This window comes from Nautilia profundicola AmH (genome assembly GCF_000021725.1).
Classification (GTDB): Bacteria; Campylobacterota; Campylobacteria; order Campylobacterales; family Nautiliaceae; genus Nautilia; species Nautilia profundicola.
The window spans coordinates 905,321-930,415 of the sequence record NC_012115.1 but is presented as its reverse complement, the minus strand read 5'-3'; the positions used below and the strand labels follow the sequence as shown (position 1 = coordinate 930,415).

Annotated in this window: 24 protein-coding genes and 1 pseudogene; 10 read left to right on the top strand and 15 right to left on the bottom strand. The window is 34.4% G+C overall.

Features of this window, described 5'->3' with window-relative positions; genetic code table 11:
• The 7 genes from acs to abc-f form a co-directional block, all read right to left on the bottom strand.
• A complete protein-coding gene (gene acs, locus NAMH_RS04985; protein WP_015902166.1) occupies nucleotides 1–1,956 on the bottom strand; it encodes an acetate--CoA ligase in 1,956 nt (651 codons plus the stop codon).
• 191 nt (nucleotides 1,957–2,147) lie between these two features.
• The gene (gene ppa, locus NAMH_RS04980) at nucleotides 2,148–2,666 is read right to left on the bottom strand and encodes an inorganic diphosphatase (RefSeq protein WP_012663585.1); all 519 of its coding nucleotides are present in this window, start codon (nucleotides 2,664–2,666) and stop codon (nucleotides 2,148–2,150) included.
• Nucleotides 2,667–2,696: 30 nt separating this feature from the next.
• Nucleotides 2,697–4,460, bottom strand: coding sequence for a methyl-accepting chemotaxis protein (locus tag NAMH_RS04975; RefSeq protein ID WP_015902431.1), 1,764 nt, complete (start codon nucleotides 4,458–4,460; stop codon nucleotides 2,697–2,699).
• Between the two features lie 2 nt (nucleotides 4,461–4,462).
• Nucleotides 4,463–5,383: an NADH-quinone oxidoreductase subunit B family protein gene (locus NAMH_RS04970; protein ID WP_015902458.1), complete on the bottom strand. Its 921-nt coding sequence runs from the start codon at nucleotides 5,381–5,383 to the stop codon at nucleotides 4,463–4,465.
• A 9-nt stretch (nucleotides 5,384–5,392) separates the two neighbouring features.
• Nucleotides 5,393–6,922, bottom strand: coding sequence for a nickel-dependent hydrogenase large subunit (locus tag NAMH_RS04965; protein ID WP_015902315.1), 1,530 nt, complete (start codon nucleotides 6,920–6,922; stop codon nucleotides 5,393–5,395).
• Nucleotides 6,923–7,009: 87 nt separating this feature from the next.
• Nucleotides 7,010–7,810, bottom strand: coding sequence for a YihY/virulence factor BrkB family protein (locus tag NAMH_RS04960; RefSeq protein ID WP_012663691.1), 801 nt, complete (start codon nucleotides 7,808–7,810; stop codon nucleotides 7,010–7,012).
• A 2-nt stretch (nucleotides 7,811–7,812) separates the two neighbouring features.
• Nucleotides 7,813–9,753, bottom strand: coding sequence for a ribosomal protection-like ABC-F family protein (gene abc-f / locus NAMH_RS04955; protein WP_015902119.1), 1,941 nt, complete (start codon nucleotides 9,751–9,753; stop codon nucleotides 7,813–7,815).
• A 172-nt stretch (nucleotides 9,754–9,925) separates the two neighbouring features.
• Here abc-f and NAMH_RS04950 point away from each other — a divergent pair, with 172 nt between their 5' ends.
• The 5 genes from NAMH_RS04950 (at nucleotide 9,926) to NAMH_RS04930 (ending at nucleotide 14,140) form a co-directional block, all read left to right on the top strand.
• Nucleotides 9,926–10,315, top strand: coding sequence for a DUF1987 domain-containing protein (locus NAMH_RS04950; RefSeq protein WP_012663455.1), 390 nt, complete (start codon nucleotides 9,926–9,928; stop codon nucleotides 10,313–10,315).
• 1 nt (nucleotide 10,316) lies between these two features.
• Nucleotides 10,317–11,729, top strand: coding sequence for an HD-GYP domain-containing protein (locus tag NAMH_RS04945; protein ID WP_015902753.1), 1,413 nt, complete (start codon nucleotides 10,317–10,319; stop codon nucleotides 11,727–11,729).
• A 115-nt stretch (nucleotides 11,730–11,844) separates the two neighbouring features.
• On the top strand, nucleotides 11,845–13,209 hold the full coding sequence (locus tag NAMH_RS04940) for an HD-GYP domain-containing protein (protein WP_015901778.1): 1,365 nt from the start codon (nucleotides 11,845–11,847) through the stop codon (nucleotides 13,207–13,209).
• Nucleotides 13,210–13,599 (top strand): DUF1987 domain-containing protein, encoded by a 390-nt coding sequence (locus tag NAMH_RS04935; RefSeq protein WP_015902841.1) that lies wholly within the window; start codon nucleotides 13,210–13,212, stop codon nucleotides 13,597–13,599.
• Nucleotides 13,592–14,140 (top strand): SiaB family protein kinase, encoded by a 549-nt coding sequence (locus tag NAMH_RS04930; protein WP_012664009.1) that lies wholly within the window; start codon nucleotides 13,592–13,594, stop codon nucleotides 14,138–14,140. The genes NAMH_RS04935 and NAMH_RS04930 overlap by 8 nt, the downstream gene beginning before the upstream one ends.
• On the opposite strand, the gene NAMH_RS04925 is transcribed toward NAMH_RS04930, so the two are convergent.
• From NAMH_RS04925 to NAMH_RS09175, 7 genes and pseudogenes are all read right to left on the bottom strand, one after another.
• Nucleotides 14,141–14,908, bottom strand: coding sequence for a bifunctional riboflavin kinase/FAD synthetase (locus NAMH_RS04925; RefSeq protein ID WP_012663631.1), 768 nt, complete (start codon nucleotides 14,906–14,908; stop codon nucleotides 14,141–14,143).
• 95 nt (nucleotides 14,909–15,003) lie between these two features.
• Nucleotides 15,004–15,261: pseudogene (locus NAMH_RS04920) on the bottom strand (putative metalloprotease CJM1_0395 family protein); the annotation flags it as partial.
• Nucleotides 15,262–15,368: 107 nt separating this feature from the next.
• Nucleotides 15,369–15,872, bottom strand: a complete 504-nt coding sequence (locus tag NAMH_RS04915; protein ID WP_015902633.1) for a YbhB/YbcL family Raf kinase inhibitor-like protein — start codon at nucleotides 15,870–15,872, stop codon at nucleotides 15,369–15,371.
• Complete coding sequence (gene uvrC, locus NAMH_RS04910; protein ID WP_012663974.1) at nucleotides 15,869–17,704, bottom strand: excinuclease ABC subunit UvrC; 1,836 nt, start codon at nucleotides 17,702–17,704, stop codon at nucleotides 15,869–15,871. Before uvrC ends, NAMH_RS04915 begins: the two co-directional genes overlap by 4 nt.
• A 208-nt stretch (nucleotides 17,705–17,912) precedes the next feature.
• Nucleotides 17,913–18,173 (bottom strand): hypothetical protein, encoded by a 261-nt coding sequence (locus NAMH_RS04905; RefSeq protein ID WP_012663793.1) that lies wholly within the window; start codon nucleotides 18,171–18,173, stop codon nucleotides 17,913–17,915.
• Nucleotides 18,174–18,218: 45 nt separating this feature from the next.
• Nucleotides 18,219–19,862 carry a sodium:solute symporter family protein gene (locus NAMH_RS04900; protein ID WP_015902218.1) on the bottom strand — a complete coding sequence of 548 codons (1,644 nt, stop codon included), beginning with the start codon at nucleotides 19,860–19,862 and terminating at the stop codon, nucleotides 18,219–18,221.
• Nucleotides 19,859–20,032: a symporter small accessory protein gene (locus tag NAMH_RS09175; RefSeq protein ID WP_012663577.1), complete on the bottom strand. Its 174-nt coding sequence runs from the start codon at nucleotides 20,030–20,032 to the stop codon at nucleotides 19,859–19,861. Before NAMH_RS09175 ends, NAMH_RS04900 begins: the two co-directional genes overlap by 4 nt.
• 113 nt (nucleotides 20,033–20,145) lie before the next feature.
• Between NAMH_RS09175 and NAMH_RS04895 the strand changes: the two genes are divergently transcribed.
• The 5 genes from NAMH_RS04895 (at nucleotide 20,146) to NAMH_RS04875 (ending at nucleotide 24,667) form a co-directional block, all read left to right on the top strand.
• Nucleotides 20,146–21,948, top strand: a complete 1,803-nt coding sequence (locus NAMH_RS04895; RefSeq protein WP_015902677.1) for a thiamine pyrophosphate-dependent enzyme — start codon at nucleotides 20,146–20,148, stop codon at nucleotides 21,946–21,948.
• A gap of 62 nt (nucleotides 21,949–22,010) precedes the next feature.
• Nucleotides 22,011–22,535, top strand: a complete 525-nt coding sequence (locus tag NAMH_RS04890; RefSeq protein WP_012663590.1) for a 2-oxoacid:acceptor oxidoreductase family protein — start codon at nucleotides 22,011–22,013, stop codon at nucleotides 22,533–22,535.
• Nucleotides 22,522–22,929 carry a PaaI family thioesterase gene (locus tag NAMH_RS04885; RefSeq protein WP_015902243.1) on the top strand — a complete coding sequence of 136 codons (408 nt, stop codon included), beginning with the start codon at nucleotides 22,522–22,524 and terminating at the stop codon, nucleotides 22,927–22,929. Before NAMH_RS04890 ends, NAMH_RS04885 begins: the two co-directional genes overlap by 14 nt.
• Nucleotides 22,930–22,968: 39 nt before the next feature.
• Nucleotides 22,969–24,264 (top strand): phenylacetate--CoA ligase family protein, encoded by a 1,296-nt coding sequence (locus NAMH_RS04880; RefSeq protein ID WP_012663763.1) that lies wholly within the window; start codon nucleotides 22,969–22,971, stop codon nucleotides 24,262–24,264.
• Nucleotide 24,265: 1 nt separating this feature from the next.
• Complete coding sequence (locus NAMH_RS04875) at nucleotides 24,266–24,667, top strand: ACT domain protein (protein WP_012663840.1); 402 nt, start codon at nucleotides 24,266–24,268, stop codon at nucleotides 24,665–24,667.
• Here the strand turns inward: NAMH_RS04875 and NAMH_RS04870 are convergent.
• Complete coding sequence (locus tag NAMH_RS04870) at nucleotides 24,650–25,072, bottom strand: DciA family protein (RefSeq protein WP_041361582.1); 423 nt, start codon at nucleotides 25,070–25,072, stop codon at nucleotides 24,650–24,652. The two genes, NAMH_RS04875 and NAMH_RS04870, sit on opposite strands and share 18 nt — an antisense overlap.
• Between the last annotated feature and the right edge of the window lie 23 nt (nucleotides 25,073–25,095).

Genomic DNA, 25,095 nt, shown 5'->3' with positions numbered 1-25,095 from the left:
TTATTTTAAAATACAGCTGTTTACTACTTCAATGATTGCTTCAACAACTTTAGGATCTTCAAGTGTTGAAGTATCTTGTGTAATTGCTTCACCTTTTGCTATCGCTCTAAGGATTCTTCTCATAATTTTACCGCTTCTTGTTTTAGGAAGTCCCGGAACAAACGCCACTGTGTCAACTTTTGCAATCGCACCGATTTCCTCTTTTACTATTTCGTTGATTTCTTTAATAATTTCCATTTCTTCAGCTACTGTGTCTTCACCTTTTAAAACAACATAAGCAAATACGCTTTCACCTTTAATTTCATCAGGTCTTCCGACAACAGCAACTTCGGCAATTAACGGATGTTTTTTAATTGCAGCTTCGATTTCTGCAGTTCCGAGTCTGTGCCCTGAAACGTTTATAACATCATCAACCCTACCTGTAATCCAGATATATCCGTCTTCGTCATACATAGCACCGTCACCTGAGAAGTATACCGGTTCTCCCATTTTTTTGGCAGTTGAGAAATAACTTTTTACAAATCTTTCAGGATCTCCCCAGATAGTTCTAATCATACTCGGCCACGGTTTTGTAATACATAAAAGACCTTTTTCGTGTGCTGGCATTCTTTCACCTGTTTCATCGATAATTTCCGCAAATATTCCCGGAAGAGGGAATGTTGCACTTGCAGGTTTTACAGGTGTCGCTGCCGGAAGAGGTGTTATCATATGTCCTCCGGTTTCAGTCTGCCACCATGTATCAACGATTGAACATCTACCACCACCTACAACTTCGTAATACCATTTCCATGCAGGAGGATCGATAGGCTCACCAACTGTTCCTAAAATTCTTAATGAGCTTAAATCGTATTTTTTAGGCTCATCAGGTCCCATTTTATTAAGAAGTCTGATTGCCGTAGGTGCTGTATAGAATTGGTTAACTTTATATTCTTCAACCATTTTCCATGCTCTTCCGCTGTCAGGATATGTTAGCACACCTTCAAACATAAGAGTCGTCGCACCGGCTGCAAGAGGTCCGTATACGATATATGTATGTCCGGTAATCCAGCCGATGTCGGCCGTACACCAGTATGTGTCGTTGTCTTTTATATCAAATACCCATTCCATTGTAAGCTGTGCCCAAAGAATATATCCGGCTTGTGCGTGTTGCACACCTTTTGGTTTTCCGGTACTACCAGATGTATATAACAAGAATAGCGGATCTTCACTGTCCATAATTTCAGCAGGACATTCATCGCTTTGATTTACTATTAAATCGTTATAGCTTATATCTCTTCCGCTTACCCACTCAATATCTTCATTGTTTCTTTCAACAACTATTACTTTTTCTACGATATCAACGCCTTCAAGCGCTATATCTACTGTAGGTTTTAACATATAAGGGCTGCCTTTTCTAAACGCACCGTCAGCAGTTATCACTACTTTTGCTTCTGCGTCAAGAATTCTGTCTTTAAGTGCTTCTGCACTAAATCCTCCGAATACGACACTATGAATCGCACCGATTCTTGCACATGCAAGCATTGCAAAAGCCGCTTCAGGAATCATCGGCATATAAATTACAACCCTGTCTCCTTTTTTAACTCCCAAACTTTTAAGAAGGTTTGCAAATCTGTTGACTTCCCTGTAAAGTTCAAGATAAGTGATTATTCTTTTTTCTCCGTTGTCACCTTCCCATATTATTGCAGCTTTGTTTTTTCTGTTTTCTAAATGTCTGTCGATACACTGATATGCAACATTTAATTTTCCGCCTACAAACCATTTATAAAAAGGCGCGTTTGAAGTATCAAGAGTTTGTTTGAAATCTTCAAACCAAGTGATTTTTTCTCTTGCAAATTTCGCCCATGTTCCTTCATAGTCTTTTTCAAACTCTTCCACTAATTCATGATATTCACACATATTTTTAAATGCAGGGTCTTTAAACATTTCTTTTTTAGGATAATATACTTCTTGTAACATTTATGCTCCTTTAGGCTTTTTTATTTATAATAGTCTAAAAAAGCAGCATAAACGTAGCAATAAATTAAGATTTAATTTTTGATTAAGGATGATGTGTAGATTAGTAACATTACACAATGTAAGTTGTTAAGTAGTTAAGTGGTGAAGTTGTGAAGGAAAAATTATCCTTCACAGTTTACTTACTTGTCTGCTTATTTGTAGTTGTCGATTGCTTTTTGGATAAGTTCGATTGCTTTTTCTCTTCCTTCATATCCTGTAACTTTTACCCATTTGCCAGGCTCAAGGTCTTTATATGTTTCGAAGAAGTGTTTGATTTGATTTAGTTCTATTTCAGGTAAATCGCTTAAATCGTTAATTTTTGCCATTTTCGGATCAAGTTTAATAGTCGGAACAGCAACTATTTTTTCATCTTTTCCGCTTTCGTCTTCCATAATTAATACACCTATAACTCTACTTTTAATTACTGTTCCCGGTACAACACTTTCGCTTGAAAGCACTAATATATCAATCGGATCTCCGTCATCCGCTAACGTATTTGGTACAAATCCGTAATTTGCAGGGTAGAATTGGCTGCCGTATAGTATTCTGTCAAGAAAAATTGCACCGCTGTCTTTGTCAAGTTCATATTTAATATTGCTACCTTGAGGTATTTCGATTACAGCATTAACATATTCTTCAGGATTTCCCGGTTTAATTTTAGTGATATCCATAAAATCTCCTTTTTTTGTGAAATTATATCATTATGTTTTAAATTTATTTGCAATAGTTTGAATATTATTCATCACTCTTTTTAATGTAAGAGAAATTCTGGCAAGTTTTTTACCTATTTCTTCACTGATTTTAGCTTGTTTTGTAAGTTCTTTTGAAGCTTCGGCAAGCTCATCTACACTGGTTTGAATATTTTTTGTTTCTTTTGTAGCCATTTCGGCTTTTTGCACACTTTTTGAAAGGTTATCCATAACGATGTTGGTTTTTTGTGCCAATTCTTGTGTTTTTTCTGAATTATTAAGCGCAAATTTTGCATTGTTTTGTATTTCGATTTGTATGTTTTCAATTCCTTGTACGATTAATGTACTGACGGATTCAATTTCTCCTAAACTTTTTTGTGTTCTTTCAGCTAATTTTCTTACCTCATCGGCGACAACTGCAAATCCTCTTCCGTGTTCGCCGGCTCTTGCGGCTTCAATAGCGGCATTTAAAGCTAATAGGTTTGTCTGGTCGGCAATTTCTTTAATTATTTCCAGTATGGATTTGATTTGTTCGCTTTGATTTACAAGATCGGTGATTTTTTCTGCGAGGGTTAATTCGTTGTTAGACTCGTTTTGAATATCTTCCACCATTTTATTCAGTTCTTCAAATGTATTGTTTAATAACTCGTAAGATTTTTTTATTTCATCTGTCGCTTCTGTAATAGCATTATTGGTTATTAATACGTCTTCATTGATTTTTTCACCGATTTTTTTGTTTTTTTCTATTAATTTCACCTGGTCGTCTATTACTTTTTTAATTGTTTCGCTTGCTTTTTCCACTTCATTTGCAGTTGAAAGAGAAATTTCAATGGATGATTTGATATTGCTTACAATATCATGGGTTTTTTCAATAAAAAGGTTCAAATATTTTGCAACGCTTTGAAGTGTTTCGTCTTTAGTATCGATTTCTACTCTTTTTGTTAAATCTCCTTCACCTTCCGATAAATGCTGGGAAATAGTTTTAAATAAAACAAGTTTTTGTCTTAGTCGCAAAATATTCGCGATGTTAATTAAATAAACCAATGCGATTATTATAATTATTCCTATATTTACTTTTGTAAGCAGTGAATTTATTTCTTTTATCTTACCGGTCGGGTCTATATCCACTCTTAAATATCCGGCCGTGTCACCTTTATGCCAGTGTGTATGGCATTTGATACAGCTGTTTTGTACAGGTATTTTATAAAACGATGAAATGAGGTTTTTTTTATCTACAACAGCGTAATTGTTTTTAAAATGAAGATTATTAGGCAAGGAGTAGTGGCATTTTGCACAGTTTTTATTGTTTATATTATGTTTTTTCATACATTCTTTAGTTATTTTGGAATTTTTCAGATCGGTATAAAACCAGTCATCCCTTAACCATAAGCCGTTAGATTTGTCATAATACGGAATATTTGGATTATAAAACTGTCCGTCTTTTTTAACAAACGGCAAACCGACGGTTTTTTCCGTATTTTTATATAACATCAAACCGTTATTATTATATGCGTAAACATTTTTAACACCCGCAATGTCTTTTATTCCTCTGATCACTTCTATAAACGGTTCTCTTTGTCCTTTTTCAAGGGAGCTTTTTGAAAAAGTTTTATAAGTTTTCATAATTTCATAGACGTACTGATTGAGTTTTTCTTTTTCATATTTAGTTGCAAATAATTTACTAACATAAAAAAAAGCTCCTATTAATACGCTCATTAATAAAAAAGGTATAAGTATGTTTTCAATAAACATTCTGGATTTAAAAAAATCATTCATAACTAAATCCTTTTAAAGGTTTTATATTTTTCTATCTCTCTTTTATCGTCGCTTCTTTTAAACATGATTGTTCTCGGGAAATTCTCACTGCCGCATCCTACGCACGGATGCCCGGATTTAATACAGTTATACTTGTCATATTCGCCTGTACTTTTTACACAGTCATTTTTTGTTACAGGACCTTGACATCCTAATTTAAATAGACAGCCCCTGTCTCCGATTTTTTTAGCGAAAATGTTTTGTTGGTAATCATTGTAGTAAATACATCTTTCGTGTATTGTGTTTGAGAAGAATTTAATAGGGCGGTGTGACATATCAAGAGGCGGTAAAGATTTGTGTTTAATATAATAAAACAGTGTATAAAGCAGGTGTTTCGGTTTCATAGGACATGTTGGAAGGTTGACTACAGGGGTGTTTATATTATTGGTTTCAAGAAAATATTTTACGCTTCCGGCTTTGGTGTACATATTTTTCATATCGCATATTCCGGCAAATGTCGCACAAGTTCCGGCTGCTACGATTGCTTTTGCTTCTTTTGCTTTTTTTAAAATTATATCGTTTACAAACATTTCACCCATCATACATGCATGAGGCATTGCGGTAGGAATTGCTCCTTCTACGACAAGTATCATGTTGTCGCTTTTATAATTCATTAATATATCCATAGCTTCCTTGCCGTCTGATGCCATTATCGTCGGATGAAACACAATGTTTGCAAATCTGTTTAATATTTCAGTCACCGGTATTTCAGCATTTAAAAAGTTTACACTGCACCCGTCACAGCTAAGTGCCTGTAGCCATATTATATCCGGTCTGTCATCTGTCTCGTCAAAGGCTTCAAGTTCTTCCATCGTAAAAAAGCTGCTTCCACCTATTGCAACCAATAAATTATGAACATTTTTTAAAAACTCTCTTCTATCCATCCTTTCTCCTTAATGCACCGCACAAGCAAGGCACGGGTCTGTGCTTCTTATAATTCTTGCTATTTCTACAGGGTTGTTGATATCTCTGATTTCAGTACCGATTAACATACTTTCAAGTGCACCTGGGATGTTTTGGTTGTCTTTTGGTGAAATATTCCATGTTGTAGGTACAATCATTTCATAGTTTCTTATATATCCGTTTTCACCAATATCGATAAAATGAGCAAGCGCTCCTCTTGTAGCTTCCGTAAGTCCAATACCTTTTACGTTTGACGGAGGTTTTTTTAACTGAATAAAACCTAACTTTCCTTCCTCCACCATTAAAGAATCTTCAATAATTTTATCGATTATTAATTTACTGATTATCGCTCTTGAAAGATGTCTTCCCATAACCGAATTATAATCTTTTATATCAATTCCGAGTTCTCTGTTGAATTTATCAACAAGAGAAATCAGTTTTTCGTCTTTTCCTCTTAAATAATTGTTAATTACTATCGCTGCAGGTCCTACTTCCACAACATGACCTTTGTACCTCGGAGCTTTTGACCATGAATATTTTGTATGGTTTTGTTTAAACTCGTCAAAGGTTAGGGGAGTTAATTCAGTAAGTTCTAACGGCTTATATCCTCCGTTTTCCTTATAATATGCGTAGTTGTTGTATTCAATTATATTATAAGGCTCAATACCTTCTTCATATTCAAAATCTTTGCTAAATCCTCCGGTAAACAAATAACTTCCGTCAAGATTTAAAAGAGTGTCGAAGGTTAAGAAGTTGTCTACGCCTTTACCTATTTTAAAATATTCTTTAAACCGTTTAGCTACTTCCAAAACATCAGGTATATAGCAGTGTTCTATAAAGTGTTGTGATTCTTTTGCCAATGAAATATATTTAACAAGTCTTTCAGCTGTAGGTCTTGTAGTGACTCCGCCGGCTTCAATGGTTACCATGTGCGTTGATTTTGAACCGAAAATTTTAACCATTTCAGACATTTTTTTCATAGCTTCAAAACTTTTCAGATAATGATTTATTAAAGTTATATTTAAATCTTTGTTTTTAATATATGCGTTTTTGTATTTTTGTGAAAAAAGAGGATTTGGAAAAACTTTTTTTGATGAGATCTCTTTAAGAACGTATTTTTTTAATTCCAACATGTCAAAATCATTACCGTTATAATTTAAAATATCGGATATATTTATAAAATCCAATGCGCTTAAAGTGTAAAAATGCAAAACGTAATCTTTTAATTTATAGGCACCGATTACCATATTTCTTAAAAGTTTACCGTTTTTGTTAAGTTCAATTTGCAAGGCGTTTTCGATTGCGAGTGCGGCAGCTTCAGCATGAGCGTAAGGACAGCATCCGCATGTTCTTTGTGTAATTTGTATTGCTGTTAGATAATCATAGCCTCTTAAAGCTTTTTCAATTCCTCTGTACATGTCGGCACTGCATTTAGCCTCTTTAATGACTGAATCTTCAATCACCGTTTCGACTTTAAGGTGACCTTCAATACGTGTTACCGGATCTATTGTTACTTTCATTGAAATCCTTTTTTAGGAGTTTGTAAGAAAAACTTTTTAATTTTAATATGAATGGAACATTAATACAACAAATATAAGTTTTTTTTATTAAATTTTTTCGTCTAAATATTTTATTATATAAATTCCGGCGACGTAAATAACCCAGTTTATGTAAATCCATAAAAATAAAAACATTAATAATGAAATTGAACCGTAAATAGTGGTATAAGTTTTATTTATCAGTACATAATAAATAAAGATATTTTTTGATACAAAAAACGTTGCGGTAACCATTAATGATGCGATAAGCGCTGATTTTGTTTTTTCATTTTGAAGCGTCATTTTATATGAGAGGAAAAAAGTAAGCCATATAATTAAAAACGGGGCAAGTTTTGCAAAGTTTATCCATGAAGTGTAAGATGATTTGTCTAAGAAAAACTGTAATTTAATAGACATAAACATTGCAGCGGCAAACATAATCGGAAAAAGGGTCAGCATTGTCCAGTAAAGTTTTATTTTTTCCCATAAATTTCTTTTTTCCTGGGAAAATATTTTTGCGATAATAGTTTCGTAGTTGTCAAAGAAAAGGATAGATGTAAATAAAATATAAAACCCTCCCATGACTCCCATTTTACTTGAGTTTGTAAGAAAATTTTTAAGATATGTAGATATAACTTCTTGATTTGTAGGGAGTAAATTAGAACTGATAAAATGTTCAAGCTTTGAATAAAACTCCGCAAAAAAAGGAGTGTTTGCAAAAATTGTCAAAACTATTAAAATTAGAGGTACTAAGGAAAATATAGTATAAAAGCTCAAAGCCGCCGAGTAAAGTGTAATTTCATTGGTTATTTTTTTTAATTCTTTAAAGTTGATTTTTTTTATTATGTTTTTTAATTTTTCAATTTCCATTTTTAACTGTCCGTTTCTAAAATTTCCCTTTTTTCTTCAAGCTCAAGATATCTTTCAACCTTATTATCGTATATTTTTTTAATTTCTTCAAGTTCTTCGCTTAAGCTAACAAGACCTTTTTCCTGATAACACTCCGGATCTGCCAGACATTCTTCTATTTGGGCTATTGTAATTTCGAGCTCTTCAATCAGTTTTGGCAGTTCGTCAAGTTCTCTTTGTTCTTTGTAGCTGAGCTTTTTTTGTTTCCTTTGTTTAGGCTTTTCTTTTTTTTCATTTTCCATTTTACATTTTACATTTTCAATTAATTTAAGCTCTTTTTCTATTTCAAGGTATTCAGTATATGGTATGTGGCTCTCTTCCACAACACCTTCACCTTTGAAAATAAACATTTTTTTTGCTATTTTATCCACGAAATATCTGTCGTGGCTGACGAATATCACACTTCCTTCAAAATCCATAAGGTACTCTTCTAAAATATTGATAGTCGGAATATCCAAATCGTTCGTAGGCTCGTCAAGAATCAATACGTCATAATCTTTTGTAAATAAAAGTGCAAGTGCGACTCTCGTTTTTTCTCCTCCGCTTAAAACACCTATTTTTTTTGTCAGATATTCAGGAGGAAATAAAAACTCTCTTAAATAACCGTATACATGAATGTTTCTTCCTCTTACATTTACGTGATCTCCGCCTTGCGGGCAGAATGTTTCGATAAGATCTTTATCATCGCTCAGCATTGATTTTCTTTGATCAAGATACCCGATTTTTACGTTTTCTCCTATTTTGATAATTCCGCTATCTGGTTTTTCTTCGCCGATAAGAATTTTTAAAAGAGTGGATTTACCGCTTCCGTTTTTACCTACAATTGCAATTTTGTCTTTTTGAAGTATTCTTGTAGTAAAATCTTTAATCAAAAGTTTGTTTCCGATGGATTTGGTTAAATGTTCTATTTCAAACATCACTTTTTTGCGGTTTATTTTTTCTTCTTCTTTTGAGAGTAGCTCACGTTTAAGTTGCATTTCAATCTGGCGAATTTCACTTTTATCCTGTTTAACTTTATCACGCAGCTCTAATACTCTTTTTTTTCTGCCTTCGTTTCTTTTAAGTCTGGCTTTTACGCCGCGTCTTAGCCATTCTTCTTCTCTTTTTAGAAGTCTCAGTTCATTTTCGAACTCTTTTTCTTTGGCTTTTAACAGCTCTTCTTTTTGACGGATGTAATCGGCATATCCACCTTTAAAGCTTCTTAATTTACAGTTTTCAAGTTCAACTACCCTTGTGGCGATTCTATCTATAAAATACCTGTCGTGGCTTACGACGATAAACGTATATTTTTCTTTGAGTAGCATTTCTTCTAAAAATTCAGTCATATAAACGTCCAGGTGGTTTGTCGGCTCGTCAAGTAAAAGTACATCGGGCTTTTGTAAAAGAAGGCTGGCAAGCGCAACTCTTCTTTGTTCTCCTCCGCTAAGCAGAGAAATGTCTTTATTTTCGTATTTTTTTAAATCGAACTCCTGCATAATTCTTTCAATCCTGTCGTCAAGGTTCCATGCGTTGTGGAAATCTAAAAATTTTGAAATTTTATCCATTTCACTTTGAATGGATTTGTTTTCAGGATTGTTTGCGAACTCTTCCGTAAGTCTCAGGTATTTTTTATAAGCTTCTTTAAATTCGGTAAGTTCATTCTCGATAGCTTCTCTGACTGTTAGGTTTTCTTTGAATTTAGGTGTTTGAAGAAGTCTTTTGATTTTTATACCGTTTTTGGTTATTACTTCTCCGCTGTCCGGTTCAATTGTTTTGTCGATTATTTTCATCAGGGTTGATTTACCGCTTCCGTTTTTGCCGATAAGAGCAACCCTTTCACCTTCATCAAGATGGAATTCCACATTACATAGTATTGTTTGAGCTTCAAATTTTTTAGAAACATCAAGTAGATCAATCAGAGCCATTTTTTTCCTTATAATTAAATATTTAAGCTAAACGAAATAATACCAAATTGAAATTTGTATATGTTTTACACGATTTGTTTTTTCTTTGTCTTTTTGGGATTTTTTGTTTTGTTTCTATTAATTTTTTTTATTATAATAATTATAAAGTTTTATAAAAGGGAAAAGGAATAGGATGGAAAATTTGTATATACCCGCAACAAAATATACGCCTGAAATATCGTTAAATGCGGAAAAGGGGATAATTGAAATAAGAGGGAAATCATATCCTGAAAATACGTTTGACTTTTATGAACCGGTGTTAAAATGGATAGAAGAGTACTTTAATTGCTGTGCAAAAGATAATACGGTGGTAAATTTTGAAATAATATATTTTAATTCAAGCAGCTCAAAAGTATTGTTTGATTTGTTTGACATCCTACAAGAAGCAAAAGAGAAAAATAATATTACGATAAACTGGATTTACGATGAAGAAAATGAAAGTGCCGAAGAAGCCGGAGAAGATTTTAAAGAAGATTTCCCTGAATTAAATATTAATTTAATAAAAAAGAGTGAAGAAGAATAAAATGGCGGAAAATGAATTAATTAAAGAAATAGAAAAAGCAAAAGAGAAATATTCTCAATATATCCATGAGGAAGAGGAAAAAGAGAATTTTATAAAATTAATGGAAAAATTTGTCAAAGACCTGAAACGTCATGAAAAAATTATGCTACGTTCGGATAAAAGACAGAAAAAAGAGTATGACGAATTACAAAAAAGACTCGAAGAAGTTGAAAAACTTCAAAAAGCTCAGAAAAAATTAATAGATTCTTTTATTAAAATCATTGCAGAAGCGATAGATACGAAAAGCAGTTATACCGGGAAACATTGTGAAAGGGTTCCTGAAATTGCAATTGAACTGGCTAAAGCGGCAAGTCAGAGTGAGAAGTTTGAATTCGAAATCAAAAACGAACAGCAAGAAACGGAAATTTCAATAGCAGCATGGCTTCATGATTGCGGAAAAATCGTAACACCTGAGTATGTTGTTGATAAAGCCGTAAAATTAGAAACAATTTATAACAGAATACACGAAATTAGAACAAGATTCGAAGTAATAAACAGAGATCTTATTATAGAAGCTTTAAAGAGGAAAATGAACGGTGAAGATGAAAAGAAAGTGGATGAATGGTTAAAAAAAGAACAAAAACAGTTACAAGACGATTTTGATTTTATTGCCAAACTAAATGTCGGAAGCGAAAGTATTGAAGAAAGTACGTTAGAAAGATTACAAAATATAGCAAATAGAGAATGGCTTAGATATTTCGACGATACAAAGGGATTAAGCAAGGGAGAAATTGAACGAATACCTGAAGAAGATTTCAACCAAAAATTGCCGGTAAGGGAAAAATTAATTTCAGATAAACAAAGACATAAAATAAAAAGACCTGCTGAGGAAATTGAAGAATATAAAAAATACGGATTTAAAGTCGAAATACCGGAAAATTTGTACAACTATGGAGAAGTCTATAATTTAAGTATAAAAAAGGGAACTTTAACAAAAGAAGAATTTTTTAAAATTCAAGAACATGCAATGATGACAATCAAAATGCTTGAACAGCTACCGTTTCCAGATTATTTAAAAAATGTTCCTATATACGCAGGAGCACATCATGAAAAACTTAACGGTAAAGGATATCCGAGAAAACTGACAGAAAAAGATTTGCCTATACCTGCAAGAATTATGGCGATTGCAGATATATTCGAAGCGCTGACCGCAAGTGACAGACCTTATAAACATCCTAAAAAACTTTCTGAAGCCATTGATATATTGGCCGATATGGTAAAAAAAGGGGAATTGGATAAAGATTTGTTTTTGTTGTTTTTAACAAGTGGAATTTATTTGGAATATGCAAAAAAATATCTTAAACCGGAACAAATTGACGATGTTGATGTAAATGCATATGTTGATTATTTTACGAAGGGAAATAAAACGAATTAAAGACAAGATTTGTTTTATTTAACTTGATAATTTTTTATAATTGGTATAAAATATTGTAAGGTTATATATAATGTATTGTATTTCAGTTTAAATCTAAAAAGGAGCGTAGTTTAATATGCTTAATCACGAATTAATCTCTCAAATAGAACAGTCGAAAAAAGATTTTGACAAATTAATGGATAAATTGATAAGAAATCTTAAAAGAGAAGAGAAGATTTTATTATTATCCGATAAAAGACAAAAAAAAGAATATGATGAATTAGAAAGAAAGTTTGAAGAGGTAAAAAAGCTTCAAAAAGAGCAGCAGGAATTAATTGATTCTTTTATCAAAATGATTGCGAGTGCAATTGACGCAAAAAATGAATATATCGGTGCACATTGTGAACGTGTTCCGATTCTTACGATTTTACTTGCAAAAGAAGTCAGTAAAGACGACAGTATAGATTTTGAGATTAAAAATAAAGACGAAGAAAAAGAAATATCTACGGCTGCATGGCTGCATGACAGTGGGAAAATAGTTACACCTGATTTTGTAATGGATAAAGCCGTTAAACTTGAAACACTGTATAACAGAATACATGAAATCAGAGCAAGATTTGAAATTGTTTACAGGGATTTGATTATTGAGGCGCAACAGAGAAAATTAAACGGGGAAGATGAAAAAGAAGTGGACGAATGGCTTAAAAAAGAACTTGATAAACTTCAAGAAGAGTTTAAATTCGTTGCAGAAATGAACCACGGATATGCTGAAGTAAACGATGAAAAAATAGAAAAACTAAAAAAAATCGCAAAAAGAACGTGGCTTAGACATTTTGACGATACGTTAGGACTTTCAAAAGAGGAATTAAAAAGAATAAGCGAAGAGGAAAAAAATCAAAAACTTCCTGTTAAAGAGTATTTATTAGCTGATAAAAAGCGACATGTTATAAAAAGATCCAAAAAAGAAATTGAGGAATTAAAAAGAAACGGTTTTAAAATTAAAATTCCTGAGAATTTATATAACTTCGGTGAAATTTATAATTTAAGTATTAAAAGAGGTACTTTAACTCCAGAAGAGTATTATAAAATACAAGAACACGTAATAATGACGATTAAAATGTTGGAAAGTCTGCCATTCCCTGAAAAATTCAAAAATGTACCGTTATACGCCGGAGCGCACCACGAAACATTGAACGGAAAAGGGTATCCGAGAAAACTTAAAGGAGATGAAATTCCTATACCTGCAAGAATTATGGCGATTGCAGATATATTCGAAGCATTGACCGCTAATGACAGACCTTATAAAAAAAGAAAAAAACTCTCTGAAGCAATTGACATATTAGTGGAAAAAGCATTGCATAACGAGCTTGATAAACAAATATTAATCGTGTTTCTCAAATCAAAGTTATATAAAAAATATGCGGAAATGTTTTTGGCAAAAGATCAAATTGACGAAATAGACGAAGAATATTATATAAAATTATTGAAAAAGGGAAACTAAATGGAAAAAATTTATATCGAACCTACAAGGTATACACCTGAAATATATTTAGATCCTGATAAAGGCATTATAAGCCTGAAAGGTAAATCGTACCCTGAGAATACATTTGAGTTTTACGAACCTATAATGAAATGGATAAAAGAATACAGTAAGAACCCTAAAGATACTACGACAGTGAATATGGAAATAGTTTATTTTAATTCAAGTACGTCGAAACTTTTTTTTAACTTATTGGATATATTGGATGAAATGAGAGATAAGTCTAAAGTTATCGTTAACTGGATTTATGATAAGGAAAATGAAAACGCAAAAGAAGCGGGAGAAGATTTTGTGGAAGATTTTCCAGAAATGGACATTAGATTAGTGGAAAAGGACTCTCTTAATGATTAAAACACTTCTTAGCGATGTTTTTAAAAATGACGAGGTTATATTTTTAAGTTATGGCGGTTATTTTACACAGCCGTTGATTGTTGCCATGACGGAAACGTTGGAAATAGAATCCGAAAAATTCTTCATATCTACAAGACTTGCGACAAACATATGTATTGTTTTTATTGAGTTGTCTCAAAACTTGATGAATTACTCTAAGAAAAAAAATAACGAACTTGATCCGAAAGGTGTGATTGTAGTTGGAAAAGACGAACAAAATAATTATTATATATATACCCAAAATATCATTACAAAAAAAGACAAGGAAAAAATAGAAAAGACTTTGTCGTTAATTAAAAAGTCTTCTTTAGATGAAATAAAAAAGCTTTATAGGGAAATAAGAAGAAGCGGAGTGAATTCTCATAAAAAAGGCGGAGGAATAGGCTTTTATGAAATAGCAAAAAGATCAAAATATATCGAATATGAATTTGAAACAATTGATGCGGAAAGATGTTTTTTTAAATTTAAAGCCGTAATAGGAAGAAATGAGACTGTTAAATAATTAAATATTAAAAAACTGAGTTGCTTTTAATATATCCTGTCTGATTTGTTTTTTGAGATCTTTTAAATTATTGAACTTTTTGTTTTCTCTTAAATATTCTAAAAACTCAATTTTAAAAATATCAGTTTCTATTTTTAATTCCATGTTTTTGGTTAATATATGCGTTTCAATTGAAAAATTCCCGTCAGTTGAGCGTGTTCCTACAAAAGTTAATGAAGGATGTTTGTTTGTTAAAGTAATATAAACACCCTGTTTGGGAATAAGATAGTTTTTTAAAAGATTAATGTTTATAGTCGGAACAAGCTCTTTGCCGCCTAATCCTTGTCCTTTTATCTGTTTTCCTTTTATTTTGTATGTGTGTCCTAAAAATCTGTTTGCTTTTGTTATTTCTCCGTTTTTGATAAATTCCCTTATTATTCTTGAATGAACTCCTATACCGTCAATTTTTACCTCTTCTATTGCATCTATTTCAAAATGATTATTTAAAAGATCTAAATCACCGCTTCTGTTTTTACCGAATCTGAAATCTTTGCCTACGACTATTTTTGTAATGTTTAATTCTTTTAAAATAGCGATAAATTCAATCGGGCTCAGATCTTTAATATCATTCAAATCAAAAAATTTACAAGGTAGATTAGTGTAGTCACATCTGTCGCTTCCCGGAGTTAAATTGCTGCCTTTTTCTATAACGACAAGCATATCAGATCTTTTTATCAAAGCCTGATGGCCCAAATGCATTCCGTCGAATCCACCTATTGCCGCTCTCATGCGTACAGGTCTATTTTGAATTTTTTATCGGATGAATCTTTATTTTCAGACTTTTCTTCAGAGAGCTCCTGGGAAGCATTTGCAGCAATCATATCCGCCGTTTGTGCCACTTTAAGATCCTGCGGGCTCGGATCGGCGGGTGCAAGGGCCGCAGCTTTTATCTGCTGCATGTTTTTTATCGTTTCTTCAGGTGTTTTGCCTTTTACGATTTTTATCGGCACTTCTCCGGCTACGGCGTATTCTTTACCGTCAGGTCCTTTTACTTTTGTATAGCTTGGAGCTCCGGCAAAACCTCCGCCTGCGGCCTGATGTGCCATTTCGTGGGCTTTTACTTTTGTATCAACCGCCTGAAGTTTTGAGATTTCCTGCTGAATTTTAGGGTCAGTTTGCGGGTTTTTGGAAGTGTTGTCTGTAGGAGTCGGTGTGATGTTGTAAGTATTACCGCCTATAGCATTCAGTATTATTTTATACTCCTTTTATAAAGTCCTATATATTGAGCGTAGCTTATTACATATACTCTAATTTTATCCAAAAACTCCTGAATTGTTAAGCCGGGTTTGAGATTAGGGTTTTTATCAAGTGCGAGTACTGTAATGATATAATGATGCGGTTTGCCGTGAGGCGGGCAGGGACCTCCGTATCCAGTTTTGCCGAAACTGTTAATGCCCTGAAAGCCGAATTTTGTTATAGGTGATTTTGGCAGGTTTTCGGGTATTTCGGATGTGTTTGTTGGGATGTTGTATAAAATCCAGTGAGTAAACACTCCGTAAGGAGCATCGGGGTCCTGCATAATCAAAGCTAAACTTTTTGTGTTTTTCGGAATGTTTTTAATTATAAGAGGGATTGAAACATCGGCTCCTTCGCATGTGTATTTTTTAGGAATATATGTATTGTTTTTAAATGCGGGGGAATATATTTCAAATGCAAAAAGCAGGTTTGCAATCAGTAAAAACAGTTTTTTCATTTTTGCCCTTTGAAAAATTCCTTTATGGCTTTTGCGTCTTTTTCGTTTAAAACATCTTTAAGCTCATCAAAAGAGGCTTTTTTTATATTATCAAAACTTCCGAAATAATTCAAAAGTTTTGTCATTTTAGCCTTTCCGATACCTTTTACCTGTAAAAGATCTATTTGGGTGTCTTTTTTGCGTTTTGTTTTTCTGTGGAATTCTATGGCGAACCTGTGTGCTTCATCCCTTAACATCTGTAAAAACTGCAGTCTCTTATCGCTCTGACTTAGTTCAAGTTTGTCAATATTTAATTTTTCACTTTTCACTTTTAACTTTTCATTGATAAAATATATTTTATCCTTCGCCTTACCTTTCGCCCTGTGAGCTTTGGCGTCGATTTTTTCTTTGGATATCGCAAGTACGTCTATGTTGGCTCCGGTTGAATCAATAATCTCTTTTGCCAGATTCAACTGCGCTTTACCGCCGTCTATGAGCCACAGGTCGGGAGGAGGGGATTTTTCAAAACTCTGCGCCCTTCTTGTAAGAAGCTCTCTCATTTGGGAATATTCGTCTTTTCCTTCAAGATGGTAGTGTCTGTAGTCAGACTTTTTAAACTTTCCGTCTTCCCATACGACCATCGCTCCGACCGTCGCCTCACCCTGCATGTGCGATGTGTCGAAGACTTCTATTTTATAAGGTGTGTTTTGGAGATTGAAGAGAATTTTCAGCTCATCCAAAACGGTGTTTTCTTTTTGGTTTTTGATAACTTCAAGAGCATTTAGTTTGGCAAGTTTGATAAGGCTTTTTCTCTCTTTGGTGGTAGGGGTTATTATGCTTATCTTTTTGCCAAATTTTTCGCTTAACACCTGGCTTAGCCACTCCCTTTCTTCAAAGTCGTCACCAACTAAAATCTTACTTGAGGTAAAAGGCGTCTCTGTAGAATAAAATTCAAGTATCGCCCTTGTGTATATTTCTCCTATTTCAGGGACTGTCTGGGAGTTGATTACCGAATTGCTGCTGGCTACCACTTTTCCCTGACGTACGAATATTCTTATAACAACCGCTTTTTTATTGAATATTTCAACGGCAAATATATCCAAATCTTCCAGTTTTGCCAGATCCACATGGGAATAAATCTCCGCACTCTCTATCGATTTGATCCTGTCCCTTATTTCCGCCGCTTCTTCAAACTGCAGGTTTTCGGCGTATTTTTGCATTTTTTGGTTTAGTATTTCAAGTATTTTTTCTTTGTCGTGTATAAGTTCTATAGCCTGATCGACATATTTCATATATTCGCGGCTTGTAACTTTGCCCTCACACGGGGCCAAACATCTTCCTATCTGATGATACAGGCACGCCTTACCGCTTCTAAGACATGATTTGGACTGAACAAGAGGTATTTCTTCGTATATTGTTTTAAGAATTGCAGACGCACCGCTGCTAAACGGTCCGAAATATTTGATATTTTTTCCCTTAACGACTTTGCGGGTAATCTGCGGCATCGGAAACGGTTCGTCAAGATCTATATAAATATACGGGTACGTTTTGTCATCACGAAGTAATATATTGTATTTGGGTTTAAGCTGTTTGATTAGAGAGTTTTCAAGTATAAGCGCGTCGTTTTCGCTTTCTACCACGATATAATTTAGATCTTTTGCCTCGCTTATCATTTTGTAAATTCTTGGAGACAGATTATCCGCAGGTCTGAAAGGATTAAAACGAAAATAGCTTTTTACACGTTTTTTAAGGCTTTTCGCCTTTCCGATATACAGAAGTTTCCCGTTTTCGTCAAAATACTGATAAATTCCGGGCTGATCGGGTAGGGATTTTATTTTTTCACTAAACGACAAAGCAGACCTTTTTTAGTGAAATTATAATAAAAAAGCAAAATCTTTTACATTTTCTTTTTATATGGCTGTAATTATGAGAGTGTTTGAAGTTTTTTTAAGTACTTTATTTGTAGTTACTAAAAGTTTAAAGGTTTTGTGTCAGTCCACATAAAATACAAAAATGCAATTATTGAGGCAAATCCTATTATATATATTAAAATTTCTAAATTCATTCTGCGTCCTTTAATTCTTTAAGATACTCTTTATACTCTTGTGTCAAATATGTAAGCCTTTTTATAGACAGAATTATTCCTAAAAAGCCTGAAAGTACCAATCCAAAAACTATAATGTTTACATTTAGTTTATTTTGAGAAATACTGAATATTATTCCTATAATAGCTGACACAATGGCAAAAAGTACATATCTCCAAAATCTTAATTTTTCTAACAGTAAATCAAGCTCTTTTTGTAAATATTCTTTATTTCCCAAGTTAATGCCTTGTTTTTAATAATTATAACAAAAAAAGGAAGAAAATCAGTTTCTTCCGAATGCTCTTTTGATGATGTTTTCATCAGGTTTTGTAAGAGCGGTTACGATTAGAAGGGTAAGAGTAGAGAGTGGAAGTGCAATTACGAGCGCGTCAACAAATGCCCATTTGCTGTGACCCAAGATTGAATTAACTCCGAAAAGTGCTTTTGCAATACCCAAAGATTTAGCTTCTTTAAAGTGGCAGAATAGAAGCCAGAATGATGAAGCGAAAAATCCTACAAGCATACTTGCGATTGCCGCAGGTTTTGTGATTCTTTTACTGAAAAGTCCGAATATGAAACTCGGAAGGAATATTGATGCACATAGTGCGAAGAATATTGCCGTACTTCTTGCAATAATCGCCGGAGCTTTTTGGAATTTGTAAGCTAAGAATACTGAGAATAAAATTACGATAACAATACCGATTTTAGTCCAAAGAGTTGTTTTTTCCTTGTCTGCTCCCAGACTTTCGAAAATATCTCTTCCCACAGCCGTACCCATTGTGTGGAACTGGCTTGAGAGTGTAGACATTGCCGCTGAAATAAGAGCGAAAAGAAAGATAAAACTGAACCAATGCGGCATTGCGCTGTTTATGAAGTGAGGAATTACCTTTCCGATAGCCCCAGCAGCCTCAAGCGCGTTTTTTCCACCCATATTTTCAAAATACCATGCGTTTGTAAGGCTTCCAACTACAAAAATAACACCTGTCATCGCTAAAATAAACACACCTCCGACAAGTACCGCGCGGTTAAGTTCTTTTTTACTTTTTACCGTCATAAATCTTACTATCAGTTGAGGTTGAGCAAGAACACCGATACCTACGCCAAGAGTGATGGTTGTAATAACAAATAGCCATCCCGGGCTCATAAATACAGGCATTTTATTCCAGCCTTCAAATCCCCAAAGCTGTGATAATTTCATCATAAAATCACCGCTTCCAGGAACCAGTTCTTTTAGAGACACTCCTGATAGTCTGTCTACTACAGTTACCTGCCATACGTGATCGAGTTTGGCAAACGCTGCGTCTATTCCCCCAAGAGAGCTTACAACCATAACAATTAAGAAAACCATTGCAATAAACATAATGCTTCCCTGAAGGGCATCTGTGTACATTACACCTTTAAGTCCTCCGGCGAGAACATATGCCGTAATAATCAGTGAAAATATTAAAAGTGCTATATGGTAATTAACACCGAAATACACGCTTAAAAACTGAACACCTCCGATAAGTACAGCTGTTGCGTAAAGCGGCATAAACGCTAAAATTATTACAGCAGCGAATATCTGAATAAATTTAGAATCATATCTTTTTCCAAGAAATTCAGGAAAAGTATGTGCATCAAGTCTAAGCCCCATTTTTCTTGTAGGATTTCCGATAAATACAAATGCAATAAATACACCTACAAATATGTTAAGGAAAGTCAGCCATAAAAGAGAATTTCCAAGCCAAGCTGCAACACCACCGAATCCGACTATTGCTGCGGTTGAAATAAATGTAGCACCGTAGCTTAACGCCATTACAAAAGGGTGTGTATCACGTCCTGCAAGTAAATAATCCGTTGAAGTTTTGGTTTTTGAATATCCCATCCATCCAAGCCATCCCACCGCAACTAAATACAGGATGATTATTGCTATTTCTAAAAAACTCATAACAACTCCTCATTAATTTCTTTTTCTTCTTCAGCCCATTTGGCAAGTAGGGCTTCGTTGCTTTCTTCATCACCTTTGTTCCAATTAATTATTCCATAAACTACACATAGTAACGCACTGAGTATCGTCAGCCAAAAAGCAAGACTGACACCCAAGTCAAAATGAGACATTTTTTCTCCTTTTTATTGTCATATCAACTAAATTTTACCTAAATTTTAGAGTATTAAGCAAAAATTAAAAATTTTTTTGTTATTATTGTTTAAATTCTACACAAAGGCGAAGTATGAAGTTAACATTAATGGGAAATGAAGCAATAGCATACGGGCTTTTGCATTCAAATACTAAAATGGTTAGCGGTTATCCGGGTACTCCCTCGAGCGAGATACTTACAACCGTACAGAAAATAAAAAAAGATCTGCCGGTATATGCTGAATGGGCCACAAATGAAAAAGTCGGCTTTGAAGTTGCTTATGCCGGTGCTATTGCCGGTGTAAACGCAGCGGCAACTATGAAACAGGTGGGATTAAACGTAGCAAGCGACGCTCTTATGAGTGCAAGTTTTATAGGTAATAAAGGAGCGTTTGTATTAATAGTTGCGGATGATCCCGGATTTAATTCTTCCCAAACAGAGCAGGATAGTAGAGAGTTTGCAAGATTTGCAAGAATTCCGGTTGTTGATCCGGCTACTCCGCAAGAAGCATACGATTTTACTAAGTTAGCAAGCAAAATTTCCAAACATTTTGAAATTCCCGTGATGTTAAGAACCGTTATGAGGGTTTCACATTCAAGGGAAATCGTAGAAATTGACGGTAATTTCGAATTTAAAGATACTGAAGGAAATTTTGAGCGTGATATACCGAGATGGGCAGCCGTTCCGAGAGCCGGAAGACTTAAACAGGCTTATGAGCAGTTAGATAGATTAGATAAGATAAGAGAATATAATTATAATGAACTGATAAAGCCTAAAATTGAGGAGCTTAAAGGCACGGAAAATTTAATCATATCAAGCGGGACGGCTTACGGATACGTAAAAGAAGTTCTTGAGGAATTAGGACTTGATATTGACCTTTTAAAAATAGATATGCCGTATCCATTGCCGGTAGATAAACTTAAAGATCTTGTTAAAAAGTATAATAAAGTACTTGTTGTAGAAGAGACTTATCCAGTAATAGAAGAAGAGATAAGAAGTGAAAACGTTTACGGCAGAATGAGTGGGCATATGCATCAAATTGATGAAATGAATAAAGAAAGAGTACTTGAAGCATTGACCAAAATAGGGTTTTATAATGGTGAAAATATCTATAAACCTGTATTTACTCCTGAGAATCCTAAAACAAGAAAACCGAATCTTTGTCCCGGATGTCCTCACAGGGATGTATATTTTGCAATCAAAAAAGTTTTCAGACCGAAAAAATCCATTTATCCTTCAGATATAGGGTGTTATACGCTCGGAATAAATCTTGATGCTATCGATACGGTTTTATGTATGGGAGGAAGCGTATCAATGGCTCACGGATTTGCAATAGCGGATAAAAATAAAACCGTAATCGCAACTATCGGGGACTCTACGTTTTTCCATTCAGGTACGGCACCTCTGATTAACGCCGTATATCAAAAGGCCAAATTCATACTCGTAATACTTGATAACTCGACTACGGCAATGACGGGACGCCAAACTACGCCTGAGAGGGCTACAAGCGGAGAAGTTGATATTAAAAAAGTAGCCGAAGGGTGCGGGGCTGAGGTAATGGAATACTTTTACAAGCCTGATATTAACGAAACGATCAATTTCTTTAAAGAAGTTAAAAAAAGATTCGATGAAACTGACAGACCTCTTGTGGTTGTAAGCAGACAGTACTGCGTACTTGATAAAGAAAGGGCTACACAGTTTCTTCCTGGAATTTTCGCTACCGTTGATGAAGAAAAATGTGTTGCCTGTGACGTATGTACGACTCAATACGTATGTCCTCCTATGGCATATAATGAAAGAGGTAAAATTGAAATCGATCCGCTTCTTTGTATCGGGTGCGGTGTATGTATAAGCGGTATATGCCCGACAGACGCATTCATTCCAAGGGAAAAGTAATAAGAAGAAGGTTGAAGGATGAGGAATATAATATCAATTAAGCAATGTAAGGAGAAGATAATATGAAATATCAGATAGTGGTTGCAGGATTCGGAGGACAGGGAGTTGTCTTTTTGGTTAAGGTATTAAGTATATGTGCTGGTAAAAAAGGATATAAATTTTTAGGAACAGAAAACCACGGAATGAGTCAAAGAGGAGGAAGTGTAAGCTCGCATATCAAAATAGGGGATTTTTACAATCCTTTAATAGACCTTGCCCAGGCTGATCTGCTTATAGGGCTTGACAAGGATGAAGCAATACTTAATCTTCCGTATCTTAAAAGAGGCGGGAACGTAGTAGTAAATGCCGATGAGTTTCCTGAAATTGACGCAAACGTATTTGCGGTTGATGCGAATAAATTAGCGGAAGAGGGTGTTTTTGACGCTAAGGGGCTTAATGTATTTATGCTTGGGCTTACTCTTGCGAGGGTAAAAGATTTTCCTTTCAGTGTGGATGAGGTGAAAGAGGCAATTGAGGAAATAAATCCGAAATTCGCACCTCAAAACTTTGATATTTTAGAAAAAGCTATTGAATATGGAAAAAATTAAAACCTTTTTCGCTGAAGGAAGGGATTTTTCAAAAAATATAGGAATTGAGCTTTTGGAAGTTCATTATGGATTCGCAAAAGCCAAGCTGAAAATAAAGGAATTTCATCTGAATCAGGCAGGTGTTGCTCATGGCGGGGCAATATTCACCTTGGCAGATTTTGCTTTTGCAGTTGCGAGTAATTCATTTGGGAAAGTCTCACTTGCGATAAACACTTCAATATCTTTTATTCATGCCGGAAGAGAGGGTGATGAGCTTATTGCGGAGGCTAAACTTGTGGATGAAAGCAACAGACTCGGGACGTATGAGGTGATTATTACAAACGGTGAAAAGAAAATAGCTTTCTTTACAGGTACGGTATATAAAACAAAAAGAGATGTTTTAGAAGAGATATAGTTGCGGTTAAAAAATTAAATTGGGCAAAAAGGAGTGCAAATGATATGGAATAAAATAGAAAGTGCAAAAAGAGAAGACATAGAAAAAGTACAGCTTAAAAGATTGAAAGAAGTGGTAACGAGAGTATATGCTCTGAGTCCCTTTTACAAGCAGAAATTTGATGAACTTGGTATTACACCGGATGATATCAAATCTCTTGAAGACATTCAAAAACTTCCGTTTACTAAAAAACAGGATTTAAGGGATAATTATCCTTTCGGACTGTTTACCGTTCCAATGAGCGAAGTTGTAAGAATTCACAGCTCTTCCGGGACAACGGGGAAACCTACTGTTGTAGGATATACCGAGCATGATATGGAAGTATGGGATGAAGTTATGATGAGATGTCTTTCTATGGGAGATGTAAATTCAAAAGACGTGTGTCATAATGCATATGGATACGGGTTGTTTACAGGAGGACTCGGCTTTCATGAAGCTGCTCAAAAAATAGGCGCGGCGATTGTTCCTGCAAGCGGAGGATTTACCGATAGACAGCTTATGTTAATGCGTGATTTTGGAGCCACTGTGCTTTTCGCAACACCTTCATTTGCACTGCACCTGGCGGAAAAAGCAAGAGCTGCGGGGCCGGATTTCAGAAAGGACTATAAACTTAGATGCGGATTTTTCGGAGCCGAGCCTACAAGTGAAGGATTAAGAAAAGAAGTGGCTGAAGCATGGGATATTGATTATTACGAAGTTTACGGGCTAAGTGAAATAATCGGTCCGGGAGTCAGCTGCAGCTGTAACAAAGGAAGGGGACTCCATATCCAGGAAGATCACTTTTATCCTGAAATAATCGATCCTAAAACCGGAGAAGTGCTTCCTGACGGGGAAGAAGGTGAGCTTGTAATCACAACCCTCACAAAACAGGCGCTTCCTATCATCAGATACAGAACGGGAGATATTACAAGATTGTATAAAGAACCGTGCGCGTGCGGAAGAACGTTTGTAAGAATGGAAAGCGTACTTGGACGTGCTGATGATATGCTGATTATCAATGGTGTAAACGTATATCCTTCTCAGGTTGAGCATGTGATTGCCAACACGGAAGGCGTGACTCTTAATTATCAAATAGTTGCGGATAAAAAAGGACATCTTGACAAGCTTGAAATATTAGTGGAAGTCAGTGATGATATTATGATGGATAATATCGCAGCACTTGAGAAAATTAAAAAAGATTTGCAGCAAGCGCTTCTAAACAATCTGTATATTAATGCGAATATTATTTTGGTTGAGCCTAAAACAATTGAGAGAAGTATGGGTAAAGCGGTCAGAATCGTAGATAAAAGGAAATAAAATGAAACAAATATCAATATTTTTGGAAAAAAAACCTGGAAAGCTTAAAGAAATAACATCAGTGCTCGCCGATGCGAACGTTTCAATCAAAGCAGTAGATTTGGTGGAATCAAGTGATTTCGGGCTTTTAAGAGTTATTACCGATGATATCGTCAGTGCTTGTGAAGCAATTGAAAAAAACGGGTTTTCACTGACTCTTACTGATGTGTTAAAAGTCGAAATTGATGATGAAATAGGAGCATTAAGCAGGGTAGTGAGTCTTTTTAGCGACAACGGAATAGATATAGAATATTGCTATACCCTAAATAGTGAAATGAAAGGGAGTTTTATTTTCAAAATAAATACCGCTCTTTTGAATAAAGCAAAAAAACTACTTGAAGAAAATTCAATCTCTTTTGAGTAGTTTTCTTATTTCTTCAAATTTCTCATTTATCTCTTTTTTCTTTGCTTTTATTTCAAAATTTCCCGCAGGTTTAATATAAAATTTATAAACAGTAGGCGGTTTGGGTTTTGGTGAATATTTGTAATTCGTAACTACTTTTTTCGGATTTATATCTTTACACATTCCGGCATTGTGCATTGTTTTTATTATGGAAAAAATCAGGTTTTTATTATAGTACAGTTCCTGTTTAACAGCTTGATGGGATACGTTTATGAATAAAATTTCACCTTTTAACTGATAGGATGTAATATATTTGTTGTATTTTGGGGGGAGTAATGATATAATTTTTTTTAAACAACGCTGTTGATCAAGTTTATCCGAATAAGGACTTAATATATGGTTAATTATATGTTTCGCTTTTTTCATATTGTTATTATAACGTTTTTTCT